The organism is Massilia hydrophila, assembly GCF_020208145.1.
Taxonomy (GTDB): domain Bacteria; phylum Pseudomonadota; class Gammaproteobacteria; order Burkholderiales; family Burkholderiaceae_D; genus Telluria; species Telluria hydrophila.
The window spans coordinates 200,945-222,466 of the sequence record NZ_JAHYBX010000003.1 but is presented as its reverse complement, the minus strand read 5'-3'; the positions used below and the strand labels follow the sequence as shown (position 1 = coordinate 222,466).

General features: G+C 69.1%; 14 protein-coding genes. 11 read left to right on the top strand and 3 right to left on the bottom strand.

Annotated elements, in window-relative coordinates; translation table 11 throughout:
• Positions 1-15 precede the first annotated feature (15 nt).
• The 5 genes from tssK to LE190_RS10505 all read left to right on the top strand — a co-directional run bounded on the left by tssK (position 16) and on the right by LE190_RS10505 (position 7,512).
• Entirely contained in the window at positions 16-1,347 is a 1,332-nt protein-coding gene (tssK, locus tag LE190_RS10525) for a type VI secretion system baseplate subunit TssK (RefSeq protein ID WP_225238649.1), read from the top strand.
• 6 nt (positions 1,348-1,353) lie between these two features.
• Positions 1,354-2,667 (top strand): type IVB secretion system protein IcmH/DotU, encoded by a 1,314-nt coding sequence (gene icmH, locus LE190_RS10520; RefSeq protein WP_225238648.1) that lies wholly within the window; start codon positions 1,354-1,356, stop codon positions 2,665-2,667.
• A 57-nt stretch (positions 2,668-2,724) separates the two neighbouring features.
• The gene (gene tssM / locus LE190_RS10515) at positions 2,725-6,270 is read left to right on the top strand and encodes a type VI secretion system membrane subunit TssM (RefSeq protein WP_225238647.1); all 3,546 of its coding nucleotides are present in this window, start codon (positions 2,725-2,727) and stop codon (positions 6,268-6,270) included.
• A gap of 14 nt (positions 6,271-6,284) precedes the next feature.
• The gene (gene tagF / locus LE190_RS10510; protein ID WP_225238646.1) at positions 6,285-6,944 is read left to right on the top strand and encodes a type VI secretion system-associated protein TagF; all 660 of its coding nucleotides are present in this window, start codon (positions 6,285-6,287) and stop codon (positions 6,942-6,944) included.
• Positions 6,945-7,098: 154 nt separating this feature from the next.
• Positions 7,099-7,512, top strand: a complete 414-nt coding sequence (locus LE190_RS10505) for a hypothetical protein (protein WP_225238645.1) — start codon at positions 7,099-7,101, stop codon at positions 7,510-7,512.
• Positions 7,513-7,570: 58 nt separating this feature from the next.
• Here the strand turns inward: LE190_RS10505 and LE190_RS10500 are convergent, their stop codons facing one another.
• The 3 genes from LE190_RS10500 to LE190_RS10490 all read right to left on the bottom strand — a co-directional run bounded on the left by LE190_RS10500 (position 7,571) and on the right by LE190_RS10490 (position 9,771).
• On the bottom strand, positions 7,571-7,990 hold the full coding sequence (locus LE190_RS10500) for a hypothetical protein (RefSeq protein ID WP_225238644.1): 420 nt from the start codon (positions 7,988-7,990) through the stop codon (positions 7,571-7,573).
• 105 nt (positions 7,991-8,095) lie between these two features.
• Positions 8,096-8,620: a M23 family metallopeptidase gene (locus LE190_RS10495; RefSeq protein WP_225238643.1), complete on the bottom strand. Its 525-nt coding sequence runs from the start codon at positions 8,618-8,620 to the stop codon at positions 8,096-8,098.
• Between the two features lie 317 nt (positions 8,621-8,937).
• Positions 8,938-9,771: a PP2C family protein-serine/threonine phosphatase gene (locus LE190_RS10490; protein ID WP_225238642.1), complete on the bottom strand. Its 834-nt coding sequence runs from the start codon at positions 9,769-9,771 to the stop codon at positions 8,938-8,940.
• A gap of 246 nt (positions 9,772-10,017) precedes the next feature.
• On the opposite strand from LE190_RS10490, the gene LE190_RS10485 reads away from it, so the two are divergent.
• The 6 genes from LE190_RS10485 to LE190_RS10455 all read left to right on the top strand — a co-directional run bounded on the left by LE190_RS10485 (position 10,018) and on the right by LE190_RS10455 (position 21,519).
• Positions 10,018-10,596, top strand: coding sequence for a flavin reductase family protein (locus LE190_RS10485; RefSeq protein WP_225238641.1), 579 nt, complete (start codon positions 10,018-10,020; stop codon positions 10,594-10,596).
• 202 nt (positions 10,597-10,798) lie between these two features.
• Entirely contained in the window at positions 10,799-12,667 is a 1,869-nt protein-coding gene (locus LE190_RS10480) for a PAS domain S-box protein (protein ID WP_225238640.1), read from the top strand.
• 133 nt (positions 12,668-12,800) lie between these two features.
• Positions 12,801-15,323: a heavy metal translocating P-type ATPase gene (locus LE190_RS10475; protein ID WP_307734699.1), complete on the top strand. Its 2,523-nt coding sequence runs from the start codon at positions 12,801-12,803 to the stop codon at positions 15,321-15,323.
• Positions 15,324-15,569: 246 nt separating this feature from the next.
• Positions 15,570-18,218 (top strand): ATP-binding protein, encoded by a 2,649-nt coding sequence (locus tag LE190_RS10465; protein WP_225238639.1) that lies wholly within the window; start codon positions 15,570-15,572, stop codon positions 18,216-18,218.
• Positions 18,219-18,305: 87 nt separating this feature from the next.
• Positions 18,306-18,707, top strand: a complete 402-nt coding sequence (locus LE190_RS10460; RefSeq protein WP_225238638.1) for a hypothetical protein — start codon at positions 18,306-18,308, stop codon at positions 18,705-18,707.
• Positions 18,708-18,846: 139 nt separating this feature from the next.
• The gene (locus LE190_RS10455; RefSeq protein ID WP_225238637.1) at positions 18,847-21,519 is read left to right on the top strand and encodes a bifunctional acetate--CoA ligase family protein/GNAT family N-acetyltransferase; all 2,673 of its coding nucleotides are present in this window, start codon (positions 18,847-18,849) and stop codon (positions 21,517-21,519) included.
• Positions 21,520-21,522: the final 3 nt, after the last annotated feature.

The window sequence follows — 21,522 nt, the reverse complement described above, 5'->3', positions numbered from 1 at the left end:
ACCCGAAGGAGCAACATGGCGTGGAAGAACAAGGTGGTCTGGTCCGAGGGCATGCTGCTGCAGCCGCAGCACCTTCAACAGCACGACCGCTACTGGCAAAGCCAGCTCGAAAGCCGGGTCGCCGGCCTGCGTCCCTACGGCTGGGGATTTTCCGAGCTGAAGATCGACGAGCACCAGCTGGCGCTCGGCAAGATCGCCCTGCGCGCCTGCAGCGGCGTGCTACCCGACGGCACCCCGTTCGCACTGCCGCTTGATGACGACCTGCCGCTGCCGCTGGACGTGGCGTCCGATGCACGCAACCTGATGGTGGTGCTGGCGCTGCCGCTGCGTCGCCACGGCATCGCGGAAGTGGGGGATGGCGCGGGGCCGGACAACTTCGCGCGCCACCGCACCGAGGACTACGAGGCCTGGGACAGCAATGGCCTCGACAACAGCGCGCTGCTCCAGGTCGGCAAGCTGCGCCTGCGCCTGGCGCCGGCGGCGGAGGTGGCGAACGCCTACGCCACCATGGGCGTGGCGCGGGTGGTCGAGCGCCGCGCCGACGACCGCCTGGTGCTCGACCCCGACTACAGCCCGCCCTGCCTCGACTACCGGGTGGCGCCGCGCCTGGCCGCTTTTGCCGACGAGCTGGTCGGCCTGCTGCACGCGCGCGGCGACCTGCTGGCCGGCCGCCTGTCGCAGCCGGGGGCGGCCGGGGCGGCCGAGATCGCGGACTTCCTCCTGCTGCAGCTGATCAACCGCGCCGAGCCGCTCGCGGCCCACCTGGCCACGGCCAGCGGCGTGCATCCGGAAACCCTGTACGCTACCCTGGCCGCGCTGGCCGGCGAGCTGGCCACCTTTACGGATCCGGGCAAGCGCGCGGCGGGCTATCCCGTATACCGGCACGACGCGCTGGCCGACAGTTTCGCGCCGGTGATCGCCGACCTGCGGCGCGCGCTGTCGACGGTGATGGACACGCACGCGGTGCCGATCGCGCTGGAAGAGCGCCAGTTCGGCATCCGGGTGGCGGTGGTGCCCGACCGCGAGCTGCTGCGTTCGGCCACCTTCGTGCTGGCGGTGAATGCCCACCTGCCGCCGGAAGCGCTGCGCGGCGCCTTCCCGGCCCAGGTGAAGATCGGCTCGGTGGAGAAGATCCGCGACCTGGTCAACCTGCAGCTGCCGGGCATCGGCCTGCGCCCGCTGCCCGTGGCGCCGCGCCAGCTGCCGTTCTATGCCGGCTACACCTATTTCGAACTCGACGGCGGCAGCGAATATTTCCAGCATCTGCACCAGTCGGCCGGCTTCGCGATGCACGTGGCCGGCGACTTCCCGGGACTGCAGATGCAGTTCTGGGCCATCAGGAGGTAAGTGCGCATGGACACCCAGGGGACTCCCAAGCCGGCGCCGGATGGCGACGCCACCATGCTGGTGCTGAATCCGGGAGGACGCCGGCCGGCGCCGGCGCCAGCCAGCTCGGCATCCGCGCCCGCGATCGACAGTGCGCTGCCGCTGCACGAGGCGCCGCCGGGCAGCGGTCTGAATCCCCTGGTGCGGGCCGCCAATCCGCTGCTCGACCTGGTCGTCCCGCTGCGCCACATGACCCAGCCGCCCGACCTGGGCCAGCTGCGCGAACGCCTCGCCCAGGCCCTGCGCCGCTTCGAGTCCGAGGCGCGCGCCGCCGGCGTGCCGGCCGAATCGGTTGCGGCCGCGCGCTACGCCCTGTGCACCCTGCTCGACGAAGCGATTTCCGGCACCGCCTGGGGCAGCGGGGTGTGGGGCTCGCGCAGCCTGCTGGTGGCCTTCCACAACGAAGCCTTCGGCGGCGAGAAATTCTTCCTGGTGCTGCAGCGCCTGAGCCAGGACCCGGTGCGCCACCTCGACCTGCTGGAACTGATGTACCTGTGCCTGGCGCTTGGGCTGGAAGGGCGTTTCCGCCTGGCCGACCAGGGCCAGGCCCAGCTGGCCACGCTGCGCGAGCGCCTGCTGCAGCTGATCCGCCAGCACCGTGGCCCGGCCGAGACAGACCTGTCGCCGCACTGGCGCGGGGCCGCCGCGCCCCAGGCTTCGCCGCTGCGGCGCACGCCGGTATGGGTACTGGCGGCGCTGGCCGGGGTGCTGCTGCTGGCGGCGCATCTGCTCGCTTCGAACGCACTGAACCGCCGTTCGGACCCGGTGTTCGCCAAGCTCTCGGCGCTGCGCCAGACGCAGGCGGCGGCGCCGGCCCCGGCGGCGATGCCGCCCGCGCCTTCGCGGGTCGCCGGCTTCCTGGCACCCGAGGTGGCGCAGGGCCTGGTGACGGTGCACGAGACGGCCGGGCGCACCACCATCACGCTGCGCGGGGAGGGCATGTTCGATTCCGGCAGCGCCGAAGTCAACCCGCGCCTGCATGGCCTCTTGGTGCGCATTGGCGAGGCCCTCGCGACGCTGCCCGGCAAGGTGATCGTGGTCGGCCACACCGACAACACCCGTCCGGGCCTGTCGGCGCGCTTCCCGTCGAACTACGACCTGTCCAAGGCGCGCGCGCAGAGCGTGATGGCGATGCTGGCGGCGCGCGCCGGCCCGCCTGCGCGCTACAGCGTCGAAGGCCGTGGCGAGGCCGAGCCGCTGGTGCCGAACGACAGTCCGGCCGCGCGCGCGCGCAACCGTCGGGTCGACGTGGTGGTGCTGGCACCAAGCAGCGCTTCCTAGCAGCGCTTCGTAGCAAGGTACGCGCTTTTCCAACGCAGTCCACGAGGGCGGGGAATCATGAAACGTCTGTTTGCCTGGTTGTTCAAGCGCCCGGTGCTAGCCTTCGTCGGCGTGCTGCTGCTGTCGCTGGTGTTCTGGTTCGAGGCGCCGCTGCTGGCTTTCGACGGCAAGGAACCTTTCGCCGGACGCGCCGCGCGCTGGACGGTGATCCTCCTGATGTTCGCCGCCTGGGCCGGCTGGTATGGCGCGAAGCTGCTCAAGGCGCATCTCGCCAACCGGCGCCTGATGGCCAGCCTGGCCGCGGCGGATGCGCCGGAACCCGGGCCCGGGATGCCGGCGCCGGCCGCGTTGCAGGAACAGGCCGCGCTGCAGCAGCGCATGCAGCAGGCGCTGGCGGTGCTGCGGCGCGCGGCGCCCGGGCGGCGTGCCTGGGGCAGCCAATACCTGTACCAGCTGCCCTGGTACATGTTCGTGGGCGCGCCCGGCAGCGGCAAGACCACGGCCCTGACGCACTCCGGCCTGCGCTTCCCGCTGGCCGACACCATGGGCGCCGGCGCGATCGGCGGCGTGGGCGGCACGCGCCTGTGCGACTGGTGGTTCACCGACGACGCCGTGCTGCTCGACACGGCCGGACGCTACACGACCCAGGACAGCGACCAGGAGGTCGACCAGGCCGGCTGGCACGGCTTCCTCGGCCTGCTCAAGAAGTACCGCCCGCGGCGCCCGATCAACGGCATCATCGTGGCGCTCAGCGTGTCCGACCTGCTGCAGCAGGGACCGGCCGCGCGCCAGGCGCAGGCCGGCGCGATCCGCGCCCGCATCAAGGAACTGCACGAGCGGCTGGGCAGCAGCTTCCCGATCTATGTGACGGTCACCAAGTGCGACCTGCTGGCCGGCTTCGTCGAGTTCTTCGACAGCTTCGGCCGCGAAGAGCGTGCCCAGGTATGGGGCATGACCTTTCCCATCGGGCCGGCCGAAACGGCACTGGCCGGGTTCCCGGTGCGCTTTCACGAACTCGAGCAGCGCCTGCAGGCGCGCGTGCTGGGCCGCATGGGGGAAGAGCGCGACCTGCAGCGGCGCGCCCTGCTGTACCGCTTCCCGCAGCAGTTCGCCGGCCTGGGCGAGGTATTGAAAGGCTTCCTCGACACGGTGTTCGCGCCGACGCGCTACGAGCAGGGCGCGCAGCTGCGCGGTGTCTACTTCACCAGCGGCACCCAGGAGGGCAATCCGATCGACCGCGTGATGGCGGGGCTGGCCGCCAGCTTCGGGCTCGATCGCAAGGTACTCGCGCCGAACGCCGCGAGCGGGCGCAGCTACTTCATCACCGGCCTGCTGCGCGAGCTGATCTTCAAGGAAGCCGGCCTGGCCGGGCTCGACCCGCGCCACGAGCAGCGCCGGCGCTACCTGCGCTGGGCGGCAACCGGTGCCGCGGCGCTGCTGGTGGCGGGCTTCGCGGCGGCGCTGGCCACCAGCTACCTGCGCAACGAACGCGTGGTGCGCGAGGCCGACGCGCGCAGCGACGCGCTGGCGCGCATGGTCGGGGCGCTGCCGGCCGATGCCTCGCTGCTGGAGGCCCTGCCGATGCTGAACGCGGCGCGCACGCTGCCAGGCGGTTTCGAGGAGCGCGAGGCCGGTGTGCCGCTCCTGAACCGGGTCGGCCTGAACCAGTCGGATAAATTGGGTGCGGGGGCGCAGCTGGCCTACCAGCGCCTGCTGCGCTCGGCCCTGCTGCCCCAGGTGATGGGGCGGCTCGAGGACGTGCTGCGCCAGGGCGAGGCCAACAACCAGGACCGCCTGTACGAAACCCTGCGCGTCTACCTGATGCTGGGCCAGCCGCGCCACCTGGAGCCGGAGTCGGTCCAGGCCTGGCTCGACCTCGACTGGCGCCGCAGCCTGCCCCAGGCCAGCGCCGCCCAGCGCGACGCACTGGCGGCCCACGTCGGCGCGCTGCTCGATCCGGGCGGCGCGGCGGCCGACCCGCCGCCGCTGGACGCCGGACTGGTGAGCGAGGTGCGTGCCAAGCTGGCGCTGATGCCGCTGCCGGAACGGGTCTACAACCGCCTGCGGCGCAAGGTGGCGCAGGCGCGGCTGCCCGAGATCAGCGTCAACCGCGCGGCCGGACGCGACGTCTCCTCGCTGCTGGCCCGCACCAGCGGCGAGCCGCTGACGCGCGGCGTGCCCGGCCTGTTCAGCGTGGCTGGCTACCGGGAGCTGCTGCGCCAGGCGCCGACCGCCCTGGCCGATATCGCCAAGGACAGCTGGGTGCTCGACCGGCGCGAGGCGGAAGGCGCGGTGGCGGCCCTGAGCGCGCAGGACATGCAGGCCGCGGTGCTGCGCCTCTACTACGCGGACTACATCCGGGCCTGGGACGCGCTGCTGGGCGATGTGCGCATCGCGCCGTTCTCGAGTCTCGACCAGGGTGCGCGCATCACCAATGCGCTGGCCGGCGCCGACTCGCCGCTGAAGGCCTTCCTGACCGTCGCGGCGCGCGAGACCACGCTGGAAGGGGCCGGACCCGGATCGGCGGTGGCCCTGGACGCGGCGGTGCGCAGCAAGCTGTCGGCGGCGCGCCGCAAGCTCGAAGCGGCCCTGGGCGCGGAGGAAGAGGCGCCGGCCCCCGCGGCGGAAGCGGGCACTCCGGTGGACCAGCATTTCGCCCCGCTGCACCGGCTGGTGGGCAGCGAGAAGACGCCCGGCACCCTGGACGCCCAGCTGGCCCTGCTGAAGGACGCCTCGCAATTCTTCGACGCCGCCGACCAGGCGCGTCGCGCCGGCACACCGGCCCCCGGCGGCGAAACGCTGCAGCGGATCAAGCGCGCCGCCGAAGGCACGCCGGCGCCGCTGGGCACCATGCTGCAGACCGTGGACAGCGCCGGCGCCAGCCTTACGCTGGGCAGCGAGCGCGCCCGCATCCGCGCCCTGTGGGCGGCCGAGGGCGCGCGCTTCTGCGGCGCCGCGATTGCCGGCCGCTATCCGCTGGTGCGCGCAGCAGGGCGCGACGCCACGCTGGATGATTTCGGCAAGTTCTTCGGCCCGGGCGGCATCATGGACGAGTTCTTCGCCCGGCACCTGGCGGCCCAGGTGGACCAGTCCGGCCGCCAGTGGCGCTGGCGCGACAGCGGCATGGCGCCGGCCGGCATCGGGCAGGAAGTCCTGAACCAGTTCCAGCGCGCCGCGCGCATCCGCGAGATGTTCTTCGCCGGGGGCGGACGCCAGCCGTCGCTGCGCTTCGAGCTGGCGCCGCAGGCGGCGGATCCGTCCCTGGCCAGGGTGATACTCGACATCGACGGGCAGCCGGTGCCGTACGCACCGGGCACGCCGGCGCGCCCGGTGCCGATCGTGCTGCCGTCCGGGAAGGGGGGAGGACTAGTGCAGTTCGAGACCACGCCGCCGCTACGCACCGAACTGCGCACCGAAGGACCGTGGGCCTGGTTCCGCATGGTCGACCGCGGCACGCTGCAGCCCGGCTCGCAACCCGAACGCTTCCAGCTGGGGTTCGACCTGGATGGGCGCAGGATGAGCTATGTGCTGACGGCGGGCAGCGTGATCAATCCGTTCCGGCGCGAGGCCCTGGAGGGCTTTCGCTGTCCGGCGGGGTGGTAGAGGCCGACCGCCAGATGGAGCAGGCTCCGGGATTCTTTGGCAAGTTGCCCAGCCATGGGGACTTTATCTGGCGCCGTCTTGCGCCCGAAGTCCGCGCATGTTTCGATGACTGGTTGCAGGGGGCGCTGGTGCAGAGCAAGCGAGACCTGGGCAGTGCCTGGCTACAAACCTGGCTCCACAGTCCATTGTGGCGCTACCTTGCCGCACCCGGCATTTGCGGCGACCAGCCATGGGCAGGTGTGATGATGCCAAGCCACGATCGCGTGGGGCGCTGCTTTCCCTTGCTGCTGGCCGCACCATTGGACGGCATGCCTGTGCTGCGTGACTGCTTCGGGCGCTACGATCCCTGGTTCGCGCAACTGGAAAACCTGGCCTTGTCGGCACTCGCCGATGGCTTTTCAGTGAGCCGCTTCGATGCCGCCTTGAAGACAATGGACGAGGTCCCGCCTGGAGGCGGTTCGCCAGGCTGCCCTCCAGGCCAGGGCTGTCCGATTTCCCGTCCGTCCGTACAGCCTTGGGAGGCGTTTCGCGAGTCAACGGGCGTCTCCCTCGGTGGGAAGAGCGCCTGGTGGACCCTGGGGAGTCCCAGCATGGCGCCGCGCTTGTTCATCCATGACGGCTTGCCAGGCGTGGAGCGGTTTTCAGCCATGCTTGACGCTCACTGGGAAGGCTGAACGGGTGACACGCTCCCTGTCCATTCCAGCATGCCGCTATCCGCGCTCGACCAAACATGAAATAAATGCGATGGTGCGGGAATGGATGGGATGGCGCCGCCCTTATACTACGACGACGCTGGCTTGCCTATTTATCGTCTACCAGGAGATTTCCATGAGCTTGCATGTGCCCCCGTCGGGAATGCGCCGACTCGTCGCTTGTTGTGTCGCTGCCGTGCTGGCCGCGGGATCGTTCACCGCTGCGTCAGGCGCACGTGCAGCGCCAGTCGATGGCGGACCACGGTACACGCTGGCGATGACGTTCGAGGCAGGCGGTGAACGATCTGCGCATCGTGTGCAGGTCAGGGCAGAAGAAACGTTCGCCGTTATCTCGGGTGACTGGCGCCTGGAAATGACGGTATATAAAGGCAAAACGCCTGAAGATATACGGATCGAAGGCAAGGTGTATAAAGGCCCGAACGTTGTCAGCGCGCCGACCCTGATGACCCAGCTTCAGGAAAAAGCGTCGATTAGAATCGACAATCATCGCGATCCTTTTAGCTTGTCGATGCTCGTCTCGCCGCAGTGATAGTCGCAGGGCAGCAAGGCGCTGCGGTGCATGATGAGAAATGGCTGGATTGATACGATCAGTCGTCGCTGATCGTGCATCTGATGGCCTTCATGTCGGCTCTTGGAATCCTGACGAAACGACCTTGGCCGAGATCAGGTTTCCAAGCATCGATGATAACTTCGTTCCCGGGCCTTATTTTCTTTTGTCCATGCCATCGCATTACCGCTGACAGGTAGATCTCTTTATCGCCTTTGTCATAGCAAAAAGGGCCGCTGACAAAAACGTCACCACGCTTCAGTACCCCGATAAGGCGCCGGTCGGCAATGTTGCTTGCTACTTGATCATTGCCTTTGTTCATATTGGCCTTGGTTAGCCACAAGATATATTGCTTCCCGCATTTTGCTGATACCACGGAAAATTCTTCCGATGCCGGGTAATCGGTGTATTCCTTGCAATGGTCGGGTATTGCTTGCGCATGCCGCGTGAATGCGTCCACCCCGGATCCGTCCCCTGGATTTTTCGCAGGGCAGTTCTGGAACTGCAGTCCGAGAACCGCATAAACCACATATCGACAATGATGGAGCCGTAGCATGTCAGCGGTTCACGCAACCATTCCCTGGCGCTTCGGCATTTCCGACGTGCGGTGCGGTGTAATGATCGGGCTATTCAATGGGCACTTCCTGAATATTTCGATGGGCGAAAGGCGTCCTTTCTCGCCAGGGAGTGGACGGACGGATGTCCTGAGTTCGAAATGCAGGTGTTCTTCTTCGCCCTTGAGGTTGCTTGCATTTCCTGAACTTCCCGTATAGGCCACGAAATCGCCGGCCTTGATCTGGTTCCTTGGCCCGGCGCCCTGCACGATTGCCTTGTCCAGGTGGCAGTAAGCCGCGAACAGGCGCCGGCCCTCGTGGTCGAACTCGAGCACGAGCACCAATCCAAAGCTTGAACTTTGATAGGTTTGAATTGAAATCGCATCAGCGATCGCATAGCAAGGCGTGCCGACGCCTGCGTAGAAATCCCAACCCCAGTGGCAACCTGCAAACCGTTCCTTGAAGCGCCCATACGTATTGGACAGTTTCCTGCCGCGGATAATATTGTAGTCGAGCGGCCATTGAACACCTTGCATGATTAACTCCCGTGCTGGAACGATACCGGCGGATTCCATTCCGTGCCGATTTTCGGTGTTTGATTGATCAGGACGTCAAGTAAATACTAGCATGCGGGTTTTTCAAACTGCATGAATAATCTTTGGGTGCGTTCTTGCGGCCGATAGTGCGCTTCTATTTGTTATGGCCGCTAAAATCGATTCCTGTGTTCCCGGAATTCGCGCCCCATTTCACTCGCTGCGCGTTCCGATTGGTGCCTATTTTTTTGAGCTTGTTTTCTATTGGAAATGGAAAGGACGCGATCCAGCCGGTTTACGTCCCTGCATCCACCATCAGTTCAGACGCAGAGGGCGACCACAGTCGTGATGTTGTCGCGCGAATGCGATTCTTTCGCCATCGCGATCAGGCGTTCACATATTGCGCCGAGCGTGGAGGAATTTGCGTGTGCCAAGGTCGCCTCGATCTCTGCATGCGCCACCGTCCCATGCAATCCATCACTACACAACATCAGGACGTCCCCCTCCACGACCTGGTGCGAACGCAGCTCCGGCGTCACCGCCGGCGCCGGCCCCATGGCCTGCAGCAGCACGTTGCGCGCCGGCAGACGGTCGCGCATGCCCGCTTCCAGCGCCTGCTGGTACAGGGTCTGGTCGCGCGTGAGCTGCTCGAGCACGCAGCCGCGCAGGCGGTACAGGCGGCTGTCGCCGACATGGAAGGCCACCAACGGCGCCACCGCCGAGGCGCGCCAGAACCCGGTCAGGGTCGCGCCCATGCCATCGCCCTCGGTGCGGCCACGCGCGCAGTTGTGCGCATACAGGCGGGCGTTGGCATGGGTGACGGCGCCGTGCAGCAGGCGCAGCGCGCCGGCGGCGGGATCGGACCAGGTGGCGTCGGGATCGGCCTCGGGACCACCATCGGCGAAGAAGGCGGGCAGGGCAGGAGCGTGCTGGGCGAGATAGGCGCGCATTTCGGTCAGCACGCCGGCGCTGGCCACTTCGCCCGCCGCGTGGCCACCCATGCCATCGGCCAGCATTGCCAGCCCCATGGCTTCGTCGATCAGGAGATTGTCTTCATTGTTGCTGCGGACCGTGCCGACGTCGGTGGCGCCGAAGACCAGCATCCCGGGCAAGCGGTGCACGCGCGGCGGCGAAAGCGGGATGGTGCGGGTCATCGTGGCGTCCCGATCATGGTGTCTGTCCGGCGTCAGCGCGGGCGAGACGCGGGCGGCGGCGCCTGGCGGCCTGGCGGACAGGAGAGTCGGCTTCAAAATTAGCATGACTGTATGGCGACCGCAACAGGAAGTTAAGCACCCGTTCACGTTCCTGCAACGCCGCTCCGGCATCGACAGGCGAGGCGTGCGGGCGCCCCCACGCGCCGCTTCATGGCAGACTGCGATCTCCCCCGTAGCGGAGCACGCATGCACGACGACATTCTCCCGGTTCCCCTCGACAAGGCCTACCGCCTGCTGAACCATGGGCCGACCGCGCTGGTCTCGGCCCGCCACGACGGCGTCGACAATGTGATGGCGGCGGCCTGGGTCTGCGCGCTCGACTTCGCGCCGCCCAGGCTGACCGTGGTGCTCGACAAGTCGACCCGCACCCGGGCCCTGGTCGAAGCCAGCGGCAGCTTCGTGATCCAGCTGCCCACCGTGCGCCAGCTGGAACTGACCCAGGCACTCGGCCACCACTCCCTGCATGTCGAACCGGACAAGCTGGCGCGCACCGGTGTCTCGCTGATGCGCATGGAGGGCGTGGCTGCGCCGCTGGTACAGGGCTGTTCGGCATGGCTGGCCTGCCGCCTGCTGCCGGAGCCGCACAACCAGCAGGCCTACGACCTGTTCATCGGCGAAGTCACTGCCGCCTGGGCCGACGTCCGCGTGTTCCGCGACGGCCGCTGGCATTTCGAGACGGCCGACCCGGGATGGCGCAGCATCCACCACGTGGCAGGCGGGCATTTCTATGCGATTGGCGAAGCGATGGGGGCACAAGGCCGCTAGCACCGTGGCGGACTTGCTAAAACTGTCACTTTGGCGCGCCTTTCAGACACATTGTTGTATGCGAGATACTGAAGTTTTGTGTTGGCAATTGGATATCTGTTACAGTTCAAGCTGGACAGCAAACCATGCCGTCCGCCCCTGACTTGTACGGATGTTTATGCCTGCCGCTGCCTTGCCTCCCGATGAACTTGACCGGCTGTCGATGCTCGACGCCCTCCACCTGCTCGATACCCCGCCCGAGCCCGTGTTCGACCGCGTCACCCGCCTCGCTGGTCGCTTGCTGGGCGTACCGATGGCGCTGTTCTCGCTGGTCGATGCCGACCGCCAGTGGTTCAAGTCGCGGGTCGGACTGGACGTGCCCGAGACGCCGCGCGAGCACGCCTTCTGCGCCCACGCGATTGGCGTGAGCGCGCCGCTGGTCGTCAACGACGCCAGGGAAGACCCGCGCTTCAGCGACAACCCGCTGGTCACCGGGGCGCCCGGAATCCGCTTCTATGCCGGGGTAGCGATCCGCACCACGGCCGGCCTGGCGATCGGTACCCTGTGTGCGCTCGATACCCGGCCGCGCACCCTGGGCGCGGAAGAAGCCCAGGCGCTGGCCGACCTCGCGGCAATCCTGACCAAGGAAGTGCAGTACCGCGAGCGCCTGGCGCTGGCGCGCGACCAGCTGGCCCATTCGAGCCAGGTGCTGGTGGCGAGCGAAGCACGCTTCCGTACCATCTTCGACATCGCCAGCGTCGGCATCGCCCTGGTGGCACCCGACGGCGGCTGGATCAGCGTGAACAAGGCCTTGTGCGACATCGTCGGCTACAGCGAGGAAGAACTGTGGCGCCTGACCTTCCAGCAGATTACCCATCCCGATGATGTGGCGGGCGACGTGGCGCAGATGCGCGCCCTGGAGCGGGGCGAGCTCGAGCAGTACCAGATGCAGAAACGCTATATCCGCAAGGATGGGACGACGGTCTGGATCCACCTGAACGCCTCGCCCAAGCGCAACGAGGCCGGGGCCGTCGAGTACTACGTCTCGGTGATCAAGGACATCGATGCCGAGAAGCTGGCCCAGCAGCAGCTGGCAAGCCTGAACACCGAGCTTGAACGGCGGGTGCAGGAACGCACCGGCGAGCTGCTCGACGCGCTGGAGCGCCAGCGCGCCGTCAAGGAGGAACTGCACGCGCGCGAAGCGGAACTGAGCAGCGTGATCGAAAACGCCAACGACGCCTATATCTGCCTGGACGAGGCCGGCCTCGTCACTGCCTGGAACCGCCAGGCCGAGGAAACCTTCGGCTGGCCGCGTGCCGAGGCGCTCGGCCAGCCGCTGGAAGCCCTGATCATCCCCCAGGACCACCGCGAGCGCCACCACAAGGGCATGGCGCGCTTCCTCGGCACCCGTATCGCGCACGCCGTCGACCAGCGCCTGGAACTGCCGGCCCTGCGGCGCGACGGCAGCGCGCTCACGGTGGAGGTGCGGATCCGCGCGCTCGAGATCGGCGGCCGCACCATGTTCAGCGCCTTCCTGCACGACATCAGCGCGCGCAAGCAGGAGCAGACCCAGCGCGAATATGAAAGCCGCCACGACCTGCTCACCGGCCTGCTCAACCGCCGCGCGCTGCTGGAGACGGTGCCGCTGGCCCAGGCCCGCGCCAGCCGCAACGGCAAGACGGTGGGCATGCTGTTCATCGACCTGGACGGCTTCAAGGCAGTCAACGACTCGCAGGGCCACGAGGCGGGCGACATCCTGCTGGGCGTGATCGCCGAGCGCCTGCGCGCCGGGGTGCGCCGCACCGACAGCGTGTACCGCCTGGCCGGCGACGAGTTCACGGTGCTGCTGGAAGATATGGCCGACACCTACGACGACGCCCACACCGTGGCCGAGAAGCTGATCTCGAGCATCGCCGAGCCGGTGGAACTGCCGGGCCGCGCCGTGCGCGTGCGCGCCAGCATCGGTATCGCGCTCGACCCGGGCAAGCCGGGCCGCTCGCCCGAGGAGCTGCTCAAGGAGGCCGACCACTACATGTACCAGGCCAAGAAAGCCGGCCGTGGCCGCGTCTGTTCCGCGCGCCATCCCTGCTAGAGGCTGCGCGGCTGCTTTCCATCCCGCGTCCGCCTTGCGTGGGCGGGGAATCCCCGCCCACGCGTCCCGTCCACGTCAGCGCACCCCACGCCACGCTTGACCTTCCCACCATGGTAAGGAATATCCTTTAACCATGATGACGATGACCGACACCGACAAGCCGGGGGACCCGGGATCCGCCACCGTGCTGCAGATCGAAGGCATGACCTGCGCCTCCTGCGTGTCCCGCGTCGAGAAGGCCCTGCAGAAGGTGCCAGGGGTACGCAGCGCCTCGGTCAACCTGGCCACCGAGAAGGCGACCGTGCAGGGGGCGGCCGCGCCGCAGGCGCTGCTCGCCGCCGTGCGCGACGCCGGCTACGATGTCGCGGTGGAGCCGGTGCCAGGCGCTTCCGATGCCCCGGGCCATCCGCAAGCCGGGAAAGGCCTGCCGGCCTGGGTCCCGGTCGCCGCTGCCGCGCTCCTGAGCCTGCCCCTGATGGCGCCGATGCTGCTCCAGCCCTTCGGCCTGGAACTGCTGCTGCCGGGCTGGCTGCAACTGGCGCTGGCCACCCCGGTGCAGTTCTGGCTGGGCGCGCGCTTCTACCGGGCCGGCTGGAAAGCCCTGCGCGCCGGGAGCGGCAACATGGACCTGCTGGTCGCGCTTGGCACCAGCGCCGCCTATGGGCTTTCGCTCTACCTGCTGCTGCGCGGCGGCCATGGCGCCCAGCACCTGTATTTCGAATCCTCGGCGGTGGTCATCACCCTGGTCCTGCTCGGCAAATGGCTGGAAGCGCGCGCCAAGCGCCAGGCGCTGGCCGGGATACGCGCGCTGGAAGCGCTGCGCAGCACCGAGGCGCTGGTGCGGCGCGGCGGCGCCGAGCAGCGCATCCCGCTGTCCGCGCTGCGGGTCGGCGACCTGATGGTGGTGCGCCCTGGCGAACGGGTACCGGCCGACGGCGTGGTGGAAGAGGGCCGCAGCCACCTCGACGAATCCCTGCTCACCGGCGAAAGCCTGCCGGTGGCGCGCGAAGCGGGCGAGCGCGTGGCCGGCGGCGCCGTGAACATCGATGGCCTGCTGCTGGTGCGCGCCAGCGCCGTGGGGCACGAAACCATGCTGGCGCGGATCATCCGCATGGTCGAGGACGCGCAGGCGGCCAAGGCGCCCATCCAGCGCCTGGTGGACCGCGTCAGCGCGCTGTTCGTGCCGGCCGTGCTGCTGCTGGCGCTGGCCACGCTGCTGGGCTGGGGCCTGGCCGGTGGCGACTGGCAGGCGGCCCTGCTGAACGCGGTGGCGGTGCTGGTGATCGCCTGCCCCTGTGCGCTGGGCCTGGCCACCCCGGCCGCGATCATGGTCGGCACCGGCGCCAGTGCGCGCCACGGCATCCTGGTCAAGGATGCGGAAGCGCTGGAAACGGCGCATGCGATCGACCTGGTAGTGTTCGACAAGACCGGCACCCTGACCGAGGGCCGGCCACGGCTGCTGGCGCTGGAAGCGGCGCACGGCCAGGACCCGCAGCGCGTGCTGCGCCTGGCCGCCGCCGTGCAGCAGGGCAGCGCCCACCCGCTGGCCGAGGCCGTGCTGGACGCCGCCCGTTTGGGTGCGCTGGCGCTGCCGCCGGCGACGCAGGCGCGCGCCCTCCCGGGCCGCGGCGTGCAGGCCGAGGTCGATGGCCTGACCCTCCTGCTCGGCAATGCGCGCCTGATGCGCGAACAGGGGATCGCGCCCGCTGTACTGGACGCTGGCGCCGCTCCCCACGAGGATGCCGGGCGCAGCGTGTCCTGGCTGGCGCTGCGCCATGCGGACGGGGTCGAACTGCTTGGCCTGCTGGCCTTCGGGGACACGCTCAGGCCGGAGGCGCCGCAGGCGGTGGCGCGCCTGGCGGCAATGGGCATCGAGGCGATGATGCTGACCGGAGACAGCGAGGGCGCGGCGCGCGCCGTCGCCGCCCAGGCCGGCATCACGCGCTACCATGCGGCCGTGTTGCCCAGCGACAAGGCCGAGATCGTGCGCGGCCTGATGGCGACCGGACGGCGGGTGGCGATGGTCGGCGACGGCATCAACGATGCCCCCGCGCTGGCCGCCGCCGATGTCGGGATCGCCGTAGCGAGCGGCCTCGACGTGGCCATGCAGACCGCCGGCATCACCCTGATGCGCAGCGAGCCGGCGCTGGTGGCGGACGCCGTGGCGATCTCGCGCCGCACCTATGCCAAGATCCGCCAGAACCTGGGCTGGGCCTTCGTCTACAACCTGGTCGGCATCCCGCTGGCGGCCTTTGGCCTGCTCAACCCGATGCTGGCCGGCGCCGCGATGGCGCTCAGTTCGGTGAGCGTGGTGGCGAACGCGCTGCTGCTGCGCGGCTGGCGGCCGCAAGCGGCGCCGGCCGGCCACGCGCCGGAGCAGGAAGCAGAACAGGAAGCACGACAGGATATCACCCGGGCCCCCGCGCCCATCCATAAAGGAGCAGGAAAGATGGTTGAATTGACTGTGGAAGACATGAGCTGCGGCCATTGCGTGGGCCGCGTGACGAAGGCGGTGCAGGGCGTCGATCCGGCAGCCCAGGTGGCGGTGGACCTGCCAGCAAAGCGCGTGCGGATCGACAGCGAAGCCGACCTGGAGCGGATCGTGGCCGCGATCGATGCAGCCGGCTATCCGGTCAGCGCCAGGACGCAAACCTGATTCCTGGGGTCAAAAAACAAGCTGTTCAAACGCCGCATTTGGGATATATTTTATGTAGGTTGAATAAGGTCAGCAAATACAGACAATCAGGACATTGCGCTAGCAGGGGCAGGGCGCGGCAGGGCATGCACGCGTGCCGTGCGGGCTTTCACGCAGTATTCACCGGGGCGATTCATGCAATTTGGTGTTTTGGCGGAACCGGCAGACCTCGCGAAACACCCTCCATCCGCGGCGCAGCTGCGCAGCGTGCTCGTCACGCTCGCAGTACTGGCGTCGCTGTTTGCATTGCTGGCCCCGTTCGTCCGGGTCCAGTTGCCGATGGCGCTGGAATTCGTCCCGATGTACCAGTCGGTGCTGATCGGCAGCAACCTGCTCACCGCCATCCTGCTGCTGGGCCACGTGCAGACCAGCCGTTCCTGGTCGCTCGGCATCCTGACCCTGGGCTACCTGTGCACCGCGCTGATCGCACTGGCCTACATGCTGACCTATCCCGGCCTGTTTTCGCCGCAGGGTGTCCTGGGCGGCAACGGCCAGACCGCGCCCTGGCTGTTCTTCATCTGGCATGGCCTGTTTCCGGTCTTCGTGGGCGCCTACGCCGGCAGCTACCGGCGTCCGCTGCCGGCGCATTTCCTGCGCCTTGGCACCCTGCTGGTGGCGCTGTTCGCCGCGCTGCTGGTGCTGCTGTGCGTCCGTGGCGCGCCCTATCTGCCGGAGCTGATGGAGGGGCACCGCTATCGACCGGCCTACCGCTGGCTGGGCCTGGCCGTGCTGGCGGTGACGCTGGCCGCGCTGTGGAAGACGGCGCGCAAGCGTCCGCGTGCGGCCCTCGACGTCTGGCTGACGATCGCGCTGGCGGCCTGGGTGTTCGAGCTGCTGTTGTCCTGCATCCTCAATGGCGGGCGCTACGACCTTGGTTTCTACGCGGGCCGGCTGTACGGGCTGGCCGCTTCGCTGTTCGTCCTGGGCGCGGTTGCGATCGACAACATCGCGCTGCATGCGCGCCTGCGTGACACCTTCGAGGAAATGGTCGAGACGCGCGCCCGGGCCCAGTGGCAAAGCCTGCTCGGTTCGGTGCTGCGCCAGCTGCCGGACGGCGTCCTGATCGTCGACCGCGAGGGGCGTTGCGTGATGGCCAACGACCAGGCCGGGGAGATGGCCGCCAGTTTCGCGCGCCAGGAAGCGGATGGCCAGGATGGCCCGGCCACCATGCTGTCCCTGCTCGGCGCCCCGGTGCGGCGCGCGATCGCCGGCGAAGCGTTCCGCGGCGCCCAGCTGGAAAGCCAGACCCGCGACGGGCGCCGGGTCTACGCCGTCAGCGGTGCGCCGCTGCGCGACGCCGCCACCGATCTGGCAGCGGCCGTGATCGTTCTGGACGACATCACCGAACGTACCGAAGCCAGCGCCGCGCTCGGGCGCGCCCTGGACCAGACCCGCTACCTCATCGAGAACACGCCGCTGGCCGTGATCGAATGGGACCGCGACTTCGTGATCCGCCTGTGGAACCGGCGCGCCGAGGAACTGTTCGGCTGGAGCGCGCAGGAAGCCATCGGCCGCCGCATCGATGCGCTGCCCGTGATCCACGAGGAGGATGCCGGCAAGGTGGCGGCCTCGATCGCGCGCCTGCTCGATTCGGCCACCCGTTACGTGAAGTCGGAAAACCGCAACCGCACGCGCGACGGCCGTGTCCTGTGCTGCGAGTGGTACAACTCGGTGCTGCACGGCGAGGACGGGCAGATCGACCGGGTGTTCTCGCTGGTGCTCGACGTCAGCGAGCGCGAACAGGCGATGGACGGCCTGAAGGAAGCCGACCGCCGCAAGGACGTCTACATCGCGACCCTGGCGCACGAACTGCGCAACCCGCTGGCACCGATCGCCAACGCCGCCTCGCTGCTGCGCGGGAAGGCCCTGCCGCAGGAACGCATCGACTGGATCGCCGCCATGGTCGGGCGCCAGACGGCGCAGATGGCGCGCCTGCTGGACGACCTGATGGACGTGACGCGCATCAGCCGCGGCAAGATCGAACTGCACCGCGCGCCGGTGGAACTTGGCCGGCTGCTGCGCGACACGCTGCAGACCAGCATGCCGTTGATCGAGTCCGGCCGCCATGGGGTGACGCTCGACCTGTGCGAACAGCCGGTGTGGGTCGAGGCCGATGCGCTGCGCCTGACCCAGGTGCTGGCCAACCTGATCAACAACGCGGCCAAGTACACGCCGCCGGCAGGGCGCATCGCGATCGTGCTGAAGGAAAACCATGGCGAGGCGCGGGTCGAAGTGAGCGACAACGGGATCGGGATCGAGCCGGCGATGCTGGCGCGCGTGTTCGATCCCTTCGTCCAGGTCCCGAGCGCCAGTCACCTGGCCCAGGGCGGCCTGGGAATCGGGCTGTCGCTGGCCAAGGGGCTGGTCGAGCTGCACGGCGGGCACATCGAGGCGCGCAGCGAAGGCCCCGGACACGGGTCGCGCTTCGTGGTGCGGCTGCCCTCGATCGGGGCGCCGCCGCCGCCGGAAGCGATCGAGCAACTGGCCGGCGCCGGGACGCGCGTGCGCCGCCACGTCCTGGTGGCGGACGACAATGTCGACGCCGCCGAATCGCTGGCCTGGGTGCTGCGTTCGGAAGGGGCGACGGTGGAGGTGGCGCACGACGGCGCGGCAGCCCTGGGCCTGTTCGACGCCCGGCCGGCCGAGATCGCGGTGCTCGACCTGGGCATGCCCGGGATGGACGGGCTGGAACTGGCGGCGGTGCTGGCGCAGCGCCGCCCGCGCCCCTATCTGGTGGCGGTAACCGGACGCGGGCGCCAGGAAGACCGGGCCGCCTCGCTGGCGGCAGGCTTCGACGAGCACCTGACCAAACCGGTGGCGCCGCAGCAGCTGATCGCGCTGCTGGCCCGCTTGTAGGGTGCAAGCCTGCGCAGTCATGCAGACTGTATTGCATGCGCCAAGCTCTACTGTTAGTATGCGTGCGGGTTCATTCTGGAGCGCGCAATGCACATGCTCTTTCGCCTGTTCGGTCCGCGCCGCAGGAAAAATCAGGAAGACATCGCCATCCGCGCCGCCGAAGTGATCGTGCAGGTGCTGTTCGACATCGGCCTTGCCCGTTTCCTGGGAGGCACGGTCGTGCTCGACCGCCAGTTCCGCATCCGTTTCTACGGGGCGCCGCCCCAGCCTTCGGGCGACACCATCGCCAGCATCGCCCTGCGCGAGCTGGAAGAAGCCCGGGCTTTCCACGCCCACGTCCTGCGCGCCGGTATCGACGCCCCTGCGCTCGAGCGCCAGGCGCGCGTCATGGCGGACGCCATCCTGCGCGAACTGCGCACCCAGTCGCCGGCCCTGCGCGCGCTGCCGGCCGCGCGCCGCGAGCGGCGCACCGACCTGCGCGCGGCCTGAGCGCGGGCTTCCCGAAGCACATCCCCGTCACAACGGTCCGGTGCGCGCCAGTGCGCGCGGCGGCGCTATCCTAGCCATGCGGGGCGCAGCGGCGCCACGGAAACGTGCGATGAAAGGATAGTGGCATGAGGCCTCCGGCATGAGCGTACGCAACCTCGGACACCTGTTCGCCCCCGCCTCGGTGGCCCTGGTCGGCGCATCCGAACGGCCCGGCAGCCTGGGCGCCACGCTGTTGCACAACCTGCTCGCCGGCGGCTTCGCGGGCGAGGTCTGGCCCGTCAATCCGAAACACGCGCAGCTCGGCGGCAGGCGCTGCTACGCCAGCGTGGCCGAGCTGCCTGCGGCGCCGGCGCTGGCCGTGATCTGCACGCCGCCGGCCACCATTCCCGCCATCGTGCGCCAGTTGGGCGAGCGCGGCTGCCGCGCTGCGCTGGTGCTGAGCAGCGGCCTGCGCGAGAGCGGACGCGGCCTGCGCCAGGCCATGCTGGACGCCGCCCAGCCCTATCTGCTGCGGGTACTCGGTCCGAACAGCGCGGGCCTGCTGGTGCCCGGCCTGGGCCTGAACGCCAGCGTCGCCTCCAGCGGTGCGCTGCCCGGGAGGATCGCCTTCGTGTCGCAGTCCGGCGCCCTGATGGTGGGCGTGCTGGACTGGGCGCGCATGCGCGGCATCGGCTTCTCGCACTTCATTGCGCTGGGCGACGCGGCCGATGTCGACCTTGGCGACGTGCTCGACTACCTGGCCAGCGACGGCGCCACCTCCGCCATCCTGCTCTACCTGCAGGACCTGCGCTACGCGCGCAAGTTCATGTCGGCGGCGCGCGCCGCGGCGCGCAGCAAGCCGGTGCTGGTGCTCAAGGCCGGCCGCGGCGGGGGAGCGGCATCGGCACCCGCGGCCGCCAGCGAAAGCGGGGCCCTGGCCCGGCAGGACGACGTGTTCGACGCCGCCATCCGGCGCGCCGGCATGCTGCGCGTGGACAGCACCGAGCAGCTGTTCTCGGCCGCCGAGACCCTGGCCTATGCCCGTCCGCTGCATGGCGAGCGCCTGGCCATCGTCAGCAACGGCGCCGGCCCCGGCGTGCTGGCACGCGATGCGCTCGCCAGTGGAGGCGGGGTCGAGGCGGACCTGTCCGACAGCAGCTGCGCGCGCCTGGATGCGCTGCTGGCGCCCGGCTGGCGGCGCGGTAACGTGGTCAACCTGCGCGGTGGCGCGCTGCCCGCGCTGTACCGCGAGGCGCTCGAGATCCTGCTGCAGGATCCCGGCGTCGATGCGGTGCTGGCGATCCAGTCACCCACCGCCCCGGTGGCCAGCCGTGACGTGGCCGACGCCATCGCCCCGCTGGCGCGCAGCGCGTCCAAGACCCTGCTCTCGTGCTGGCTGGGCGGAACCGCGGTGCGGGAGGCGCGCGCGATCGCATCCGGCGCGCGCCTGCCGGCCTTCCGCACGCCGGAAGACGCGGTGGCCGGCTTCCTGCAGCTGGTGCACTACCGGCGCAACCAGAACCTCCTGATGGAAGTGCCGCCCTCGATGGCGGGCACGGTGGCGCCCGACCGCGCCGCGGCGCGCGCGCTGGTGCGCGAGGCGCTGGCGAAAGGGCGCTATCTGCTGTCCGATCCGGAAACCAAGGCCATCCTGCGCGCCTACGGCATGGCGGTAGTCGAGACGCGCCAGGCCGTCGGCATCGAGGAAGCGGTGGCCGCGGCCCAGAACATCGGCTTTCCGGTGGCGGTGAAGATCCTGACGCCGGACGTGATGCACAAGTCCGACTTCGGCGGCGTGACGCTCGACCTCGACAGCCCCGAGGGCGTGCGCGCTGCCGCGGCGCGCATGCGCCGCCGCCTGGCCGAGCTGTTTCCGGGCGCGCGCTTCGAGGGCTACTCGGTGCAGGCCATGGTGCGGCGCACCCACGCGCACGAACTGATCGCAGGAGCCGCCCTCGACCCGGTGTTCGGGCCGGTGATCGTGTTCGGACAGGGGGGCGTGGCGGTGGAGGTCACGCAGGACCATGCGGTGGGCCTGCCGCCGCTCAACCTGGTGCTGGCGCGCGACCTGGTCGACCGTACCCGCGTGGCGCGCCTGCTGGCCGGCTACCGCAACCGTCCGGCAGTGAACATGGATGCGGTGCTGGCCAGCCTGGTGCAGGTGTCGCGCATGGTGTCCGACATCCCCGAACTGGTCGAATTGGACCTGAACCCGCTGCTGGCCGACAGCAAGGGCGCCGTGGTGCTGGATGCGCGCATGCGCCTGGCGCTGGCCGACCGTTCCGGCAGCACCCTGGACCGGCTCGCGATCCGGCCCTATCCGCGCGAGCTGGAACAGACCATCGACTGGCAGGGCGCGCCGCTGCTGCTGCGCCCGATCCGGCCCGAGGACGGCCCGGCGCACCTGGCCTTTTTTGACGCGCTCACCCCCGACGACGTGCGCTACCGGATGTTCGTGCGCATCCGCGAGCTGCAGCCTTCGCAGCTGGCACGCTTCACCCAGATCGACTACGACCGCGAGATGGCCTTCATCGCGACCCGGCCGAATGCCGAAGGCGTGGCCGAGACGCTGGCGGTGGGAAGGGTGGTGGCCGATCCCGACAACATCACGGCGGAATTCGCGGTGACGGTGCGCTCGGACCTGAAGGGGATGGGGCTGGGCACGATCATGATGCGCAAGCTGATCGACTACTGCCGCGCGCGCGGCACGCGCGAGATCGTGGGCGAGGCGCTGCCGCAGAACGGGCGCATTACCGGGATGGTGAAGAAGCTGGGGTTCACGGTGACGTCGACCGGGCTCGAAGGCATGCGCGAGATGCGGCTGGTGCTGTAGGGG

What these genes read in the sequence shown, in the direction of transcription:
- tssK (WP_225238649.1), top strand. Translation starts at nt 16, where the DNA reads ATGGCGTGGAAGAACAAGGTGGTCTGGTCCGAGGGCATGCTGCTGCAG.
- icmH (WP_225238648.1), top strand. Translation starts at nt 1,354, where the DNA reads ATGGACACCCAGGGGACTCCCAAGCCGGCGCCGGATGGCGACGCCACC.
- tssM (WP_225238647.1), top strand. Translation starts at nt 2,725, where the DNA reads ATGAAACGTCTGTTTGCCTGGTTGTTCAAGCGCCCGGTGCTAGCCTTC.
- tagF (WP_225238646.1), top strand. Translation starts at nt 6,285, where the DNA reads ATGGAGCAGGCTCCGGGATTCTTTGGCAAGTTGCCCAGCCATGGGGAC.
- LE190_RS10505 (WP_225238645.1), top strand. Translation starts at nt 7,099, where the DNA reads ATGAGCTTGCATGTGCCCCCGTCGGGAATGCGCCGACTCGTCGCTTGT.
- LE190_RS10495 (WP_225238643.1), bottom strand. Translation starts at nt 8,620, where the DNA reads ATGCAAGGTGTTCAATGGCCGCTCGACTACAATATTATCCGCGGCAGG.
- LE190_RS10490 (WP_225238642.1), bottom strand. Translation starts at nt 9,771, where the DNA reads ATGACCCGCACCATCCCGCTTTCGCCGCCGCGCGTGCACCGCTTGCCC.
- LE190_RS10485 (WP_225238641.1), top strand. Translation starts at nt 10,018, where the DNA reads ATGCACGACGACATTCTCCCGGTTCCCCTCGACAAGGCCTACCGCCTG.
- LE190_RS10480 (WP_225238640.1), top strand. Translation starts at nt 10,799, where the DNA reads ATGCTCGACGCCCTCCACCTGCTCGATACCCCGCCCGAGCCCGTGTTC.
- LE190_RS10475 (WP_307734699.1), top strand. Translation starts at nt 12,801, where the DNA reads ATGATGACGATGACCGACACCGACAAGCCGGGGGACCCGGGATCCGCC.
- LE190_RS10460 (WP_225238638.1), top strand. Translation starts at nt 18,306, where the DNA reads ATGCACATGCTCTTTCGCCTGTTCGGTCCGCGCCGCAGGAAAAATCAG.
- LE190_RS10455 (WP_225238637.1), top strand. Translation starts at nt 18,847, where the DNA reads ATGAGCGTACGCAACCTCGGACACCTGTTCGCCCCCGCCTCGGTGGCC.